At 66.1% G+C, this 13,407-nt stretch carries 15 protein-coding genes; 14 read left to right on the forward strand and 1 reads right to left on the reverse strand.

Annotated elements, in window-relative coordinates; translation table 11 throughout:
* Positions 1 to 14: 14 nt before the first annotated feature.
* The 7 genes from AC3A3G_RS04010 to AC3A3G_RS04040 all read left to right on the forward strand — a co-directional run bounded on the left by AC3A3G_RS04010 (position 15) and on the right by AC3A3G_RS04040 (position 2,915).
* On the forward strand, positions 15 to 548 hold the full coding sequence (locus tag AC3A3G_RS04010; protein ID WP_487487613.1) for a head-tail connector protein: 534 nt from the start codon (positions 15 to 17) through the stop codon (positions 546 to 548).
* 10 nt (positions 549 to 558) lie between these two features.
* Positions 559 to 804 carry a hypothetical protein gene (locus AC3A3G_RS04015; RefSeq protein ID WP_487487614.1) on the forward strand — a complete coding sequence of 82 codons (246 nt, stop codon included), beginning with the start codon at positions 559 to 561 and terminating at the stop codon, positions 802 to 804.
* On the forward strand, positions 791 to 1,150 hold the full coding sequence (locus AC3A3G_RS04020) for a head-tail adaptor protein (RefSeq protein ID WP_487487615.1): 360 nt from the start codon (positions 791 to 793) through the stop codon (positions 1,148 to 1,150). The genes AC3A3G_RS04015 and AC3A3G_RS04020 overlap by 14 nt, the downstream gene beginning before the upstream one ends.
* A complete protein-coding gene (locus AC3A3G_RS04025; RefSeq protein WP_487487616.1) occupies positions 1,143 to 1,562 on the forward strand; it encodes an HK97 gp10 family phage protein in 420 nt (139 codons plus the stop codon). Before AC3A3G_RS04020 ends, AC3A3G_RS04025 begins: the two co-directional genes overlap by 8 nt.
* On the forward strand, positions 1,559 to 1,963 hold the full coding sequence (locus AC3A3G_RS04030) for a DUF3168 domain-containing protein (RefSeq protein ID WP_278070467.1): 405 nt from the start codon (positions 1,559 to 1,561) through the stop codon (positions 1,961 to 1,963). The genes AC3A3G_RS04025 and AC3A3G_RS04030 overlap by 4 nt, the downstream gene beginning before the upstream one ends.
* A 62-nt stretch (positions 1,964 to 2,025) precedes the next feature.
* On the forward strand, positions 2,026 to 2,463 hold the full coding sequence (locus tag AC3A3G_RS04035) for a phage tail tube protein (RefSeq protein ID WP_278070466.1): 438 nt from the start codon (positions 2,026 to 2,028) through the stop codon (positions 2,461 to 2,463).
* Positions 2,463 to 2,915, forward strand: a complete 453-nt coding sequence (locus tag AC3A3G_RS04040; protein WP_278070465.1) for a gene transfer agent family protein — start codon at positions 2,463 to 2,465, stop codon at positions 2,913 to 2,915. Before AC3A3G_RS04035 ends, AC3A3G_RS04040 begins: the two co-directional genes overlap by 1 nt.
* 110 nt (positions 2,916 to 3,025) lie before the next feature.
* On the opposite strand, the gene AC3A3G_RS04045 is transcribed toward AC3A3G_RS04040, so the two are convergent.
* Positions 3,026 to 3,325: a hypothetical protein gene (locus tag AC3A3G_RS04045; protein ID WP_487487617.1), complete on the reverse strand. Its 300-nt coding sequence runs from the start codon at positions 3,323 to 3,325 to the stop codon at positions 3,026 to 3,028.
* Positions 3,326 to 3,379: 54 nt separating this feature from the next.
* Between AC3A3G_RS04045 and AC3A3G_RS04050 the strand changes: the two genes are divergently transcribed.
* The 7 genes from AC3A3G_RS04050 (at position 3,380) to AC3A3G_RS04080 (ending at position 13,356) form a co-directional block, all read left to right on the forward strand.
* The gene (locus AC3A3G_RS04050) at positions 3,380 to 6,169 is read left to right on the forward strand and encodes a tape measure protein (protein ID WP_487487618.1); all 2,790 of its coding nucleotides are present in this window, start codon (positions 3,380 to 3,382) and stop codon (positions 6,167 to 6,169) included.
* Positions 6,166 to 6,759: a hypothetical protein gene (locus AC3A3G_RS04055; RefSeq protein WP_487487619.1), complete on the forward strand. Its 594-nt coding sequence runs from the start codon at positions 6,166 to 6,168 to the stop codon at positions 6,757 to 6,759. Before AC3A3G_RS04050 ends, AC3A3G_RS04055 begins: the two co-directional genes overlap by 4 nt.
* On the forward strand, positions 6,756 to 7,421 hold the full coding sequence (locus AC3A3G_RS04060) for a hypothetical protein (protein WP_487487620.1): 666 nt from the start codon (positions 6,756 to 6,758) through the stop codon (positions 7,419 to 7,421). The genes AC3A3G_RS04055 and AC3A3G_RS04060 overlap by 4 nt, the downstream gene beginning before the upstream one ends.
* The gene (locus tag AC3A3G_RS04065) at positions 7,418 to 7,831 is read left to right on the forward strand and encodes a DUF6950 family protein (RefSeq protein WP_003170420.1); all 414 of its coding nucleotides are present in this window, start codon (positions 7,418 to 7,420) and stop codon (positions 7,829 to 7,831) included. Before AC3A3G_RS04060 ends, AC3A3G_RS04065 begins: the two co-directional genes overlap by 4 nt.
* Positions 7,831 to 12,780 (forward strand): hypothetical protein, encoded by a 4,950-nt coding sequence (locus AC3A3G_RS04070; protein ID WP_487487621.1) that lies wholly within the window; start codon positions 7,831 to 7,833, stop codon positions 12,778 to 12,780. Before AC3A3G_RS04065 ends, AC3A3G_RS04070 begins: the two co-directional genes overlap by 1 nt.
* Before the next feature lie 15 nt (positions 12,781 to 12,795).
* Positions 12,796 to 12,936, forward strand: coding sequence for a hypothetical protein (locus tag AC3A3G_RS04075; RefSeq protein WP_303719071.1), 141 nt, complete (start codon positions 12,796 to 12,798; stop codon positions 12,934 to 12,936).
* Between the two features lie 75 nt (positions 12,937 to 13,011).
* Positions 13,012 to 13,356, forward strand: coding sequence for a hypothetical protein (locus AC3A3G_RS04080; RefSeq protein ID WP_487487622.1), 345 nt, complete (start codon positions 13,012 to 13,014; stop codon positions 13,354 to 13,356).
* Positions 13,357 to 13,407: the final 51 nt, after the last annotated feature.

Consider the following 13,407-nt stretch of genomic DNA (forward strand, 5'->3'; position numbering starts at 1 on the left):
TTCTGGAGGGCTTCATGCACGCTCCCATCCGCACGGTCGCACCAACCGGTACCCCGGTCAGCTTGATCGAAGCCAAGAAGCATCTCAGCGTTGACCACAACGATGACGACACGCTGATCCTCGGCCTGATCGACGCGGCCGTGGCCGAGTTGGATGGCTACAGCGGCCTGCTCGGCAAGGCCCTGGTGACGCAGACCTGGGCACAAGCCTTTGATGGCTTCGCGACCCGTCTCCGCCTGCCGCTGGCCGCCGCCTCGGTCGCCTCTGTGACCTATGCGATCGCGAGCGAAGCAGTCCAGACCCTGCCAGCCGACCAATACGCGCTGGAGCGCGACCACCTCGGCACCTACCTGACGCCCGCGTCCGATACGGTCTGGCCCTCGGCGCGCCGCGTCACCGTGACATTCGTCTGCGGCTCCGCACCGGCAGACGTCGACGCCAGATTCAAAGCCAGGATCCTGCTGCGGGTCAGCGACCTTTACCACAACCGCGAAGCCGCCACGTCAGCCCAAGAGTCGCTGATGGGCGGCCTCGGCGTCCGTCTCTGAGGAGATCGCCATGCGCGTTCGCTTTACCGCCCCCTTCGACTACGTCCCGACCGAAGAGCCCCGCGTTCTGATCGCGTTCTCTCCGACCGGTGGTCCTGAAAAGGACGGGGCGTACACGGTCCGCTGCGAGTGCGGTGAAGCGGCTATCGCTGCCGGCAAGGCTGTAGAGGCCGCCCCCGACCCGCTCGACCACGACCGCGACGGCCGCAAGGGCGGGTCGCTGCCGAAGGTGAAGAAGACCAGTGCCGAAGCCTAAGGGTGCCGGCGACCTTCGCCATCGGGTCAAGTTCCAGCGGCGCTCTGAGGGGGATGACGGGTACGGCAATCCGATTCAGGGCTGGGTCGATCTGGACATTTCGCGCGCCTGCAGCCTGACCCCGACACGGGGCGGCGAAACCGTTCAGGCCGGGCGCGTCTCCGGCACGGCTTCATGGGATTGCTGGGTCCGCAATGACAGCGGTACGCGCTCTCTGCGAACTGGCGACCGCGCGGTCGATACACGTGATGCCGGTCGGACCTTCAACATCGTCTTTATCGGCGACATGGACGGGGACCGCGCCTGGCTTCTGATCCAGATGAGGTCCGGGGTGGTCGATGGCTAAAGGTGGCCTTGAAGGCGTCGAGCGTCTGGCTCGCAAGCTGGCCCGCATGACGCCGGCCGTTCGCAAGGCGGCAGGGCAGGAAGTATTCATGCAGGCCGAAGAGATGGCCGCGCAGATGAGATCGATCGCCCCGCGCGCGGATGAACCGAACGACGGCGAGAAGGTGCGCGATCATATCCACGTGGAAGAAGGCCGCCTGGGTGACGTCAGTTATGTCGTCATCAGCGACGCGAAAGACAGCAAGGGCCGTCCGAAGGCTCCCCGCGTCGAACTTGGGCACAAGGCCAGCAACGGTCGCCATGTGCCTCCCTCGCCTTCGTTCTATCCTGTCGTTCGGTCCAGCCAGAAACGAGTGAAGCGCCGGATCACCGCAGCGATGCGCCGTGCGATCAAGAAGGAGGCGGGCCTATGATCGACGCCCAGCTTCCCCTCCAGGCCGCGACCGTGGCCGTCCTGAAATCTGATCCCTCTGTTTCGGCCATCATCGCCGGTCGAGTCTTTGATCGCGCACCGGCGGAACCGGGGCCAAGCTACATCACTCTGGGCGCCTCGCAGTCTGTCGACGATAGCGACGCCTGCCACAGCCTCGTCACCTGCTTCATGGACGTAGACTGCTGGTCTGTGGCCGTCGGCTATCCCGAGGTGAAGCGACTAGGCGCTGCGGCTGCGAAGGCGCTGGACGCCGACCTTACCGTCACAGGCTTCCGCATCGTCATGCGCCGCGTCGAGCGCGTGATCTATCAGCGCGAAGCAGACGGGCTGACCAGCCGGGCGATCATTCGCCTGCGCTACGACCTTCAGGCCACGGCCTGACACAAACCCGGCATCCGCCGGCCAACCGCCCCTAGCGGGCTTCACGACAAGGAGGGTCCGCCATGCCGGACAACTACGTCGAGGTCGTCTCCGGCGAGTCGATCCTCGTGCAGATCGGCGATGGCGCCGATCCCGAAGTCTTCGCCCATGACTGCCTGATCAATGGATCGCGCGCTCTGAACATGACGGCGAACGTGACGGAACAGACCGTGCCGAACTGCACGGATCCGTCGAAGCCGGACAAAACGGTTCGTCGCGTCGACAACACCGACAGCACCATTTCAGGCGAGGGCAAGCTGCATTCGTCGTCCACGCTGACCTGGCTGAACCGTATCGGGACGGTGCTGAATATCCGCGTGCGTCAGGCGGGTGTCTGGAGGGTTGCGGGCGAGTACATCCTGACCGAATTCAACATCACCGGCCAGGCGCGTGAATACGCCACGGCCTCGGTGACGCTGGTTCAGGCCGATGCCCCGACCATCAGCGCGGACGTTCCGTAATGAGCCGGGCCGCCCGCTTCACCGGCGCCTTCGGCGACGGCAAACATGACTTCCAACTCAATATCGCGGAGCTGGAAGAGCTGCAGGAACTGACCGACGCCGGTCCGGAAGAGGTCTTTCTGCGCGTCACCGAGGGCCGGTGGCGGGTGGCCGATATCCGCGAGACGCTCCGACTTGGCCTGAAGGGCGGCGGTATGGAGCCTTTGCGCGCTCGCGCGATGATTGATCGCTATGCCGCCGCCGGTGCGCTGGCCTCACACAAGACGCTGGTCTCCGCGATCCTGGCGGCGGCTATGCTTGGTGCGCCGGACGAGGACGATGCGTCGGGGGAGACGGAGGGGGAGAGCGACCGCTCCCCCGACGAAAGCTCCGGTTCGCAAACTTCTACGAAATCGGGGGCGCCCTCGGCTTCACGCCGCAGGAAGTCGGCCGCTGCTCCATCTGGCAGCTGATGGCCGCCTATCGCGGCTGGCGGAAGGCCAACGGCAGCGATGACAAAGGTGCTGCACCGTCTGACGCTGAGTTCGAGGCTGCGGTAAAGGCTGGGGTATAGGCCGTGGCGCTACTGGGCAGACTCATGTGTGACGCCCTCGCACCGGTCATTTTCGTCAAACAGGAGGGCGATGTGATAACCGCCCGCCTGGTTGACCATCTGCCATTGCAGTAGCGTCTTTCCGTCCCCTACAGCGCTGACCGATTGAGGCGCGCCCACGGCGCTGATGATGTCAGCACGGGACCGTCCGGAAAGATCGCCCAGCGCCGCGAACTTTTGCTGAAGGCTTCCGATCTGGGAGCCGGCGACCATCGCGCCGATCACTCCTGCAAGCACAACCGCCCCGATCCCGATCCAAATAAATTCCACAGCGCATCCTCCTGCCAAGGCCGCGCAAAGTAGCAGCGTTTATCGGAGGCGCCAGTGGCCGAAGAAATTGACCGCCTGCTTGTCCGAGTTGAAGCCAATGCGGCTCAGTTCGAAGCGCAGATGAAGAAGATCAACAAGGCGCTGTACGGTTCGCAGTACGCGACTCAGCAGGCGCTGAAAAAGATCAAAAGTGAAACGGCAGCCGCCGCGCCGCAGATGTTCAAACCCATCGGCGACAGCTTCAAGCGCGAGATGGCGGGGCTTGCTTCTGGTCTGGCTGCGGCCTTCACCACCCAGCAGGTCATCAAGTATGCCGACGCCTACACCTCTCTCCAGAACCGCCTGAAAGCCACAGGCCTCGCAGGCGAGGCGCTCAAGCGGGTCGAGGATAGCCTGTACGAAACGGCCAACCGCAACGGCATCGCCGTGGCCGCGACTGCAGAGCTGTATCAGCGCGCTACTATGGCGAGGGACAATCTGGGCGCAAGCGAGCAGCAGCTTCTCGACCTAGTATCCGGCACCTCCGCGGCCCTGAAGGTCCAGGGAACGTCGGCCACCGAAGCGAGCGGCGCTCTGCTGCAGCTAGGCCAGCTTCTGGGCGGCACCAATGTCCAGGCCCAGGAATACAACTCCTTGATCGATCAGATGCCGGTGCTGCTTCAGGCGGTGGCGAACGGCTCTGACCGCTTCGGGGGTTCGATCAACAACCTGACCAAGGCCGTGAAGGACGGGAAGGTCAGCTCGCGTGAGTTCTTCAACGCAGCATTGGTCGGCCTGAAAGCCGTCGAGACGCAAGCGGGTTCCGCGACGGTCACGGTCAGCGCGGCCCTGCAGACCCTGAACAACGAGCTTGGCCGGTTCGTGGGACAGACCGATGCGAGTCTCTCTATCACCGAGAGGATGGCGCAGGCGATCCTCGTCCTGGCCCGCAATCTGGACACGGTGCGGGACGCCGTGACTGTCGCGGCAACAGTCATTGGCACAACGCTCGCGTCACGGGCCATCGGAGCCGGGATCGTCAGCTTTACAGCTTTGCGAGCGCAGATTGCCTTGACGAACGTCCAGTTGATGGCGACGGCGCTGCAATCTGGAGTGGCGGCTGGCGGCATCACGCGGCTCTCGGTCGCTGGCGCTGCCGGATCCGCCTCGATGCGGGGGCTTTCCGCCGCGATGGCCTTTTTCGGCGGCCCCATTGGCCTCGCGATCACCGGTCTCGCTGCAGGCGTCGCTCTGCTTGCCGTCAACTCAGGCCGGGCCGCCCGCGAAGCTAAGGAGCTGGCGGACGAGGTTGCTCGCCAAGCACGGGAAGCCGGACTGGCCGCCGAACAGACGGCGAGCCTCAAGGGCGAGATAACAGCAACCCAATCATGGGCCGCCAGTCTTACCGGAGAGGTTCACAAGCTGGCAGACGCCCACTTCCGTGCCGCGGCTGGCGCGAAAGCTCAGGCCATTGAAACTGCCCGCCTGCGTTTGGAGGAGGCCAATCAAACCCTCAGCAAAACGCAGGAAGCCTACACGCGGCGCCGGCGCAACGATCAGGGGCGGGCTGCCGCTCCTGCTAGCGCCTATGTCGACGCTTATGGCCGGCCCACGGGCGAGGCAGCGCTTACGGCCGCCCAACGGACAGTGAGTTCTGATGAGTTCAGAAACCTAACCGGCCAGACGGCGACCGTGCGTGCGTTGACTGAGAACCTGAACAGGATGCTCAAAACGCCCTTGGAGCAATTTGTGCCCGCTGGCGGGGGCGGAGGCGTTTCGGACGGCAAAGGGAAGAAGGGCTCGAAGGCATCCGGACCTTCACCTGAAGATCTTGCCCGCCAACGCGAACTGCTATCGCTCCAGGGCCAGATCGAATTGCTCCGAGCGCAGGGGAATGAGGACGCTGCGCGAGCCAAACAGCGCGAGCTCGATGTTCTCAACCTGACGAAGCAGCTGACCGATGCAGGCGTCTCAAACGCCCAGGAGGCTGCAAAGGCGCACGTCGGAGCGGTTGCAGCCGCAGAGGACGCGGCGAGGGGCTTGGCAATCCTTTGGGAAGGCAACCAGAAGGCCCTGGATGACCTTGAGGCTGCTAACCAGCGCTCGAACGATCAACTCCTCGATCGCCTCGGCTATGAGGCCGAATTAGCCCGTCTTCGGGGCGATCCCGTCGCCATTCAGGCCAAAGAACGTGAGCTTTGGATTGAAGAGCGGATCAACGCACTTCTGTCTCTCCGTCCAGGCCTCACCCGCGATGCAGCGCGCGGGATTGCTGAGCAAGAGCGCGGTGGATTGGACGCCGCCACCCGCGACGGCGAACGCAACTATCAGGCCCGCAACATGGCGCGGGACTTCGTGGACGTTCTGGCGTCCGATAACTGGGCCGAGGCTGCCGGCCGCAAGTTCCGCGACGCCGCTTTCGACAACCTTGAAGACCTGTTGACCACCCTGTTTTCCGGTATCACCGGCGGCCAGGGCGGCGGAAACTCGATCGGGTCGATGATCGGTTCGGCGCTCAGGAACCTGATCCCCGGCTTCTCGGCGGGTACCCGCAGCGCGCCCGGCGGCTTGTCCTACGTCCACAAGGGCGAGGTGCTGGCCAACCTGCCAAAAGGCACATCGGTCATCCCGGCGCACGCCGTCCGCGCGATGGGCGCGCTGACAAGCCAGGCGCAGTTGCGCGCGATGCCGGCGGCCCAGCCTGCCGTCGTGAAACTGGTGGTGGACGAGGGCGCGATGTTCTCCGCCCGCGTCGCCGAGGTGTCTGGCCCGATCAGCGTCCAGACGACCGTGCAGGGCGTCGCCACCGTTCAGGACCAACAGCGTACGGCCAATATGCGCCGCAGACAGAGCCTTGTCGGATGATCGAACTTCCTGCCTGCCCTCCGATCAAGGAGGCGGTCCCTCGCTACGTCAGCTTCGGCGTCGACCAGGACCCGATCCTCGGCGGCCCTCAGTCGAAGGTGCTGCGCATGGGCGACCGCTGGGCCATCGATGTCGAGACCTATCCGGCCGAGTACGGCGAGCACGGGATGAAGTACCTGTCTCGGCTGGTGCGCGGCCTGAAGGAGACTGTTCGGCTGGCTTTTCCAGAGCCGGGGGTGAAGCCCCGGTCCTATGGGGCGCCGGTCGTCGCCTCGGCTGGTTCGGCGGGTACGTCGCTGCCTGTCAGCGGCCTGATCCCCGGCGACGTGATCCGTGAGGGCAAGTTCTTCAGCCTCGTCATCGGCGGCCAGTCCTACCTCTATCAGGTCGCGGTCGCGGATGTGGTCGTCGGCAGCGGCGGCACGGCGACCCTGCAGATAGAGCCGATGCTGCGGCGCCAGCCCCCGGCCGGAACCGCCCTGGATTTCGCGCCCAAGATCGAGGGCTTCGTGCAGGGCAATGAGCAAGGCTGGAACACCAGCCGGTCCAAGTACCTGCCGTTCCGCTTCACCATCAAGGAGCGCGCATGATGTCCATGTCTCCGGCCATGCTGGCCGCGCTCCAGGCCCGTAATCCCCTGCTGGTCCACCTGCTGAAGATTGAACTGCCCGGCAAGACGATCCGGCTGGTGGACGGCTCCGGCTTCGTGCTGTGGGGCGGGGAGTCGTACACGGCCGAGGATGCCGACTTCGGTAAGATCGCGGGCTTTGGCGAGTTCACCGAGGCTGAGGGCACCGAGGCTCCTCGCCAGACGGTGCAACTGCTGCCGACCGGCAACGCGGCCATCGCCGCCCTGACTGCGCCCAGCGCCCAGGGCTCGCCCGTCACCATCTACGCCGCCGCCATCGATCGGCAGACCGGGCAGGTCATCGGCGAGCCTGACGTGCGCTTCGTCGGTGAGCTGGACGACGCTGGGTTCAACCACGCCCAGAACTCGTCGCTGTTGGAACTGGAGCTGGCGACGATCTGGGAGCGACTGTTCGATGACAACGAGGGCCACCGCTGGAACGACGCCTTCTGGACCTACCTTTACGGGTCGAACGCCCGCGCCTTCCAGCACGTCACCAATGCCGGCGAGAAGCTGTTCTGGGGCTACAACGGCCCGTCCTCGGGTTCGGGCGGGTCATACGGCGGCGGCAACGGCTCTATCGGCGGCGGGCCGGGCTCTGGTTTCGAGCAGGCTGTCAAATGACAGAACTGGAAGTGCGCGTGGCTGCGACTGAAGCCACCTTCGGCCGGTTCCATGGGCAGCTTTTGGTCCTGGGGAAGACGGACTGCGCCCGCATGGTGGCCTTCCACCTGAAGCAGCTGGGTTTCAAGGCTTCGCTGCTGAAAGCGGGGTCGTATTCTACGCCAGTGGGCGCCCGCCGCGCGCTGAAGGCGATGGGCGTTTCCTCGCTCTCCGAGATCATGGACCAGCATTTCCCGCGCATCGCACCGGCCGAAGCGCGGACGGGCGATGTGCTCTGCGGGCCATCCGATGACGGCATGGGCGACGCCATGGCGATCCGTCTGCATCGCGAGAACGCCTTGGCCTTCCTGAATGGCGTCTGCGGCGAAGTCGTCATTTCTGAGTACGTGGCCGCCTGGAGGGTCGTGTAATGCCTCAACTGGCTGGCGCTGCTGCTGCATGGGCCGTTACCGCCTGGACCTCGGCAGTCACGGTCGTGAACACGGCTATGGTGGCGGCCGCTGGCGCAGCACTGCCGGGTCTGTCGTTCAGCGCCCAACTGGCTGTCGCCAACTTCGCGACCAAGGCTGTCGTGTTCGGCGGGCTGGCCGCGGCCTCGGCCGCCCTGATGCGCCCGAACATCCCGTCGTCCGGCACGTCGCTAGACTTCAAGCCCGACCCCAAGGCACCAGTCCGCGGCGCGATGGGCTACACGGCGCTGGGCGGCAACAAGGTCTTTCAGGCGACTTGGGGTTACAAGAAGGTGGCCATGTCGCTGGGCGTGGCGCTGTCGCTCGGCCCGATCGATCAGGTTCCGCGCTTCGAGGCGGACGGCGCGACCGTCAGCTTCACCGGCCAGCAGAACGAGGCGACCGGCTTCTACGCGGCCGACATGTGGCAGAGGACGACGCTGGGCCTGCCCGGCGATGCGGCGCTGTTGCCGCCGACCGGCCTGAAGTACGGCAACCCCGGCCTGACGGGTTGGGGCACGCAGCACGCGGCTCCTCAGACCGCGTTCAGCTTCTGGACGATGGTGCTGGCGAAGAACCCGGAGGACAGGGACGTCTTCACCAACGGCGTCCCCGATCCGCGCTGGATCGGTCGCTGGATGAAGGTCTGGCAGCCTCGCTACGACAGCACCTATCCGGGCGGCAGCGGTCCCCAGCGTCGGGACGATTGGCGCACCTGGGGCTGGTCGGAGAACCCCTACGACCACGCCCTCGCTTGGGTGCGCGGTCACTACAAGCTGAACGTCGACGGAACGATCGACCGCACCAAGCGGATCGCGGGCATCGGGGCGCCGGACAGCGCCATCGACATTCCCGCCTTCGTGGAAGGCGCCAACATTGCCGACGCGAACGGCTGGATGATCTCGGGCGAGTGGTCGACTGGCGACGGCAAGTTCCAGACGCTGCTGGCCATGCTGCAGGCGGGCGGCGGGGAGCCGATCAGCCGGGGCGCGCAGATCAGTGTCCTGGTCAACACCCCGCGCGTCTCGACCTACACCTACACCCGCGACGACCTCATCGGGCAGGCCGAGATCCGGCCGCTGACGCCGCGCCGCGAGCGCAAGAACACCATCATCCCGCGTTACAAGTCGGAGGCGAACGGCTGGCAGTACGTCCCTGCCGGCGAGGTCACGTCTTCCGTCTACCGCGACGAAGACCGGGGCGAGCCGCGGTCGCTGGAGATCGAGTACACGCACGTCCGCAACGCCAAGCAGGCCGGGCAACTGGCCGCCTATGACTTGGCGAACCTGCGCGAGGGCCTGACGGCGACCCTGCCGTCCAAGGTCCACCTGATGCACGTCCATCCGGGCGCCTGCATCACCGTGGACGTGCCGGAGCTGGCGCTGGCCGGACAGAAGTTCATCGTCCGCCGCGCCACGACGAACCATCAGGCGGCGAGCGTGACGCTGGAGCTGCGCTCGGAGAGTGACGGCAAGCACGCATGGGCGCTGGGCCAGGCTGCGCAACCGGCGCCGTCGCCCAGCCTGTCGGCTGTCGATCCCAAGTACGTGCCGCCGCCCGCTGCGGAAGACTGGACCGTCCTGCCGAAGCCGCCGGGCGACGGCGGCGTGTCGCAGCCGATCTTCGTGATCGAGGCGCCGGTCGAAACGACGGACATCGTGGCCGTCATCATCAAGCATGGCCCCAGCGCCTCAGGTCCCTGGACCGACGGCTATGAGGGCTCGCCGCGCGCTGATGGCCGGTATGAGGTCGCAGGGCTGACGCCAGGGCAGACCTATTGCGTCTCGCTCCAGTACGTCGCGAAAAACGGCGCCAAGAGCGATCCGGACATCAAATGCGGGATCGTGGTCGGCGACCTGATCGCGGGCGACACCACCCACCTGAAGGGCGAGCCGGTTCAGGACATCCTCGACAGGCTGAGGGACACGGCGGCGCTGACCGATCAGAACCGTCGTGCCGTGGAAGAGCTTGAGGAGGTCTATGGCGACACGGTTTCGGCGGCGGAGAGCGCGGCGGCGGCGGCGGCCAGCGAAGCGGCGACCATCCAGGCCAAGGCTGAGGCTGTTCTTGCGGCGGCGGCGTCTGATCAGCGCGCATCGGCTGCGGACGCCGCGAAGCTGGAAGCCCAGGCGGCGCGGGCTGGCGCTGTATCGGCTCGGAATGAAAGCGTTGAGGCCGCGACAGATTCCAACGCGGCCGCTGCGATATCGAAGCAGGAGCGTCAACTGGCGACGCAGGCCCGCAGCGGCGCCGAAGCGGCTTCCTCGGCATCTGTGGATGCGAGAAACCAGTCCGCGTCCTTTGCCGATGCTGCGGGGGTCAGCGCGGCTGCTTCGGCTGATTCTTCCGTCACGGCGACGACGGCGAAGGAAGCAGCGGTGGCGGCGGCTGTAGCCGCCATGCCGGACGTGATCGCGGCTAACCTGCTGACCGTCTCGCCGGGGGGAGCGCCTGCTACCAGCCCTGACCTCCCCTCCGCGCAGGTCTCAGGCGGCGTCTTCACCTCGCTGGTCGGCGCCAATACGGTCGCCCTCTTCAAGGCGGTGGTGCCGTGGAAGTCCGGCGAAATCTACGAGATCACGATTGATGTAGAGGGTCTTGCTGGTTCGACGGCCCCCACCGCTACGCCCTATGCCGTGCGGCTCAAGAGCGACTACGGCGTCGACTCTGCGGCAACGCCGTATGAGTTCATGAGCTTCGCCAGCACCGCTGTCGGCCAGACCACGCGACGGGTGATCCGTTTCGGCCTGGACGTGTCGCCACCTGCGTCCAGCGGCGCGGCGACGATCGGGATCACGGCCAGCGCGGACGCGGCCTTCGTCCGTTTCGGCGCCCTGTTCAACTACGGCGCGGCGGCGGATCGTCAGTCGCGTCTCAAGTTCCTGTCGATCCGCAACGTGACGGCGCAACTGGCCGCCGAAAGCAGCGCCACCGCCTCGGCGGTCTCGGCCTCCAGCGCAGCGGCCAGCCAAACTGCCTCCGAGCAGAAGGCGGCGGCGGCCAATGAGGCGATGTTGCTCGCCCAGGCGGCGCGCGGGGGCGCTCAGGCGGCCGAGACCGGCGCGGTCGCTGCGCGTGACGGCGCGGAAGGATATGCGGCCACGGCGTCGGCGGCGTCCAACCTGTCGTCTCAGTATCGGGACCAGTCCCAGGCCGCAGCTCAAGCCTCCAACATCGCGGCCGGGATCGCCAGCACCAAGGCCGACGAGGCGGGCGCCAACGCACAGGCAGCGAACGCCCAGAAGCTGGCGGCCGAGGCGGCGCGCGACGCGGCAGACCAAAAGGCCCAGGCTTCGGTGCTGGCAGCGGCTCAGGCCGAGGCGTTCGCGGGCGATGCGGGCTATTGGGCGCGGGCGTCCGAAGGGTCAGCCGTGCGGGCGGAGGCGCAGGCGGCGCAGGGTCTGACCTATCTCAACCAGACGGTCGATGCGCGCGATGGGGCTGTCGCGGCGAGCATTTCGTCGGGGACTTCTGCGGGGCAGGCCGCATCAGACCGTCAACTGGCCGAGGAGGCGCGCGATGATGCGCGCACGGCGGCGGCCACTTCGGTCGAACAGACCGCCAGCGCCAGCGCCAGCGCTGCGGCGGCGAAGATCAGCGCGGATTTGGCGACCCAGGTCAGGCGAGGTGAGCGGGCCAACCTGATCGACAATCCAAGTGGCGCGGCCGACTTCCGGAGCTGGATCAAGGAGGGCAGCCCGGCGTCCTACGTCGATGACGACCGCCTCGCTGGCCGGATTTTCGTGGTCTACGGCTACATGGTCTCGCAGGTCTATCCTGCGGCGCCCGGCGATCAGCACAGCCTAGGCTTCATGGCGTCTCCTTTGGGCGACGGTGGTCACCTGAAAATCCAGTACATGACTCCGGGTGGTCCGGTGGACGCCCTGGTCGTTCCGATTGGTCCCGAAGGTTACGATTTGCGTCGTCGATCATCGGCGCCATCGACGGCGCCTGCGGGGACGACGGGCTTCCGCGTGATCGTGGTCGCACCGACGGGCGGCGTGCTTCCAGTCTGGGCCATCAAGGTCAACTTCGGGTCGGTCGCAGCGGATTTCTCGGACGACTATTCGGCGACCGTGATTCAAGGGCAGCTGAACATCACAGCAGCCGTCGCGGCCGATGCGGCAGACCGATTGGGTTCCGCGCGGCTCAGCGTCACCGGCGGCGCGGGCGGTGATCCATTTGAACTTATGCTGCGGGCTGGGCCGGACGGCTCTGTCGCGATGTTGTCCGCGACCGCGATCGTTCTGCGCAACATCCTTGGTGGATCCGCCGTCGAGGCGCTGAAGCTGATTGACGGAGAAGCCTATTTCGGCGCTCCGGTCAGCACCACCATCAGCGGCCGCCGCCTGACCATCGGCCCCGGCTTCGGCGTCTCCAACGGCTTGGTGATGTGGTTCGGCCCCAGCACGACGGCCACCGTCTCCATGAGCCGCACGAACGGCTACTTCGCCCTCGGGACGGATGGAAAAGTCTACTACGGCAATGCTGAGTTGGCCGGTGGCGGAAAGACCTCGGGCGTCAGAGTCTTTTCTTCTGGAGCCGGAGGATCATCGGTCGAGACGACGATCAACGGCGTCCAGGCGGGCTCTCAGATCAGCGTCCATATCGGCGTCAACGGCGGGTCGCTTTCCACCAACTCGAACTCGAACGGGAGCGTCAGGCTCTACGAGGTCAGCGGCGGGAATAGCCGTCTGCTGTTCACCCAAGGCGTGGTCACGGTGCCGAACGGGCTTCAGAACCCGAACGGGTCCTGGGGCATCCAGGAGGAGCCCGCCGCCTTCGGGACCGTAATGGGGCAGTTCTCCGGGAACGTGACCTATCGCGCCGAATACAGCCGCTCCAGCGGCTCATCCTACGTGCAGGGCGCGGTCATCAATGCGTCCGTCACCATCACCCCGCCGCTCTGAAATCAGGAGATTAAAATGGAAATCACCATCGTGGCCGCTCTGATCGTGGCAGCCGTCATCTTCGTTTTTCTGACGAGGTCCAGAACTCGCGGCGGCAGCGGTCAGCCCGGATCGGGCGGCGGCGGTGCGCCCATCGAGAGCGATCAGCGTGAATAGCCGTCAAACCATCTCGGCCGCCAGCGACCTCAATGGCGTGGCGGCAATACGTTCCCACCTCTGCGGAGACCAAAGATGACAACACCGTTGACGGAAGAAGAGGCCCGCGCCATGCGCGAGCAACTGGCCGCCTATGACGCCGCCCAGCAGGAAGCCGCCAAGGCCGCAAACCGGGCGCTCCTGGCCCCGCTGACCTCCATCGGTCTGGGCGGGACCGAACCGCTGACCTGTTCGCTCGGGGATATGGTCGCGGCGATCCGCGCGAACGCGACCAGCCTGGCGGCGGTCGATCCGGGCTTTCCCACCTATGCCTTCACGATCCTGCCTGTGGTCGAGCGGCTGGATCACAAACTGCGGTCGCTGGTGACGGCCAACGCCCCAACGCCCGAGCCCGAAGCTCCGGCCGAGCCGGAAGCCTGACGAACCCGGTTCGTCCCCCCAAGCCCGCGCCCTGAGCGTCGGCTGCCTCTC

Source organism: Brevundimonas sp. Soil_N_31, from assembly GCF_057655995.1.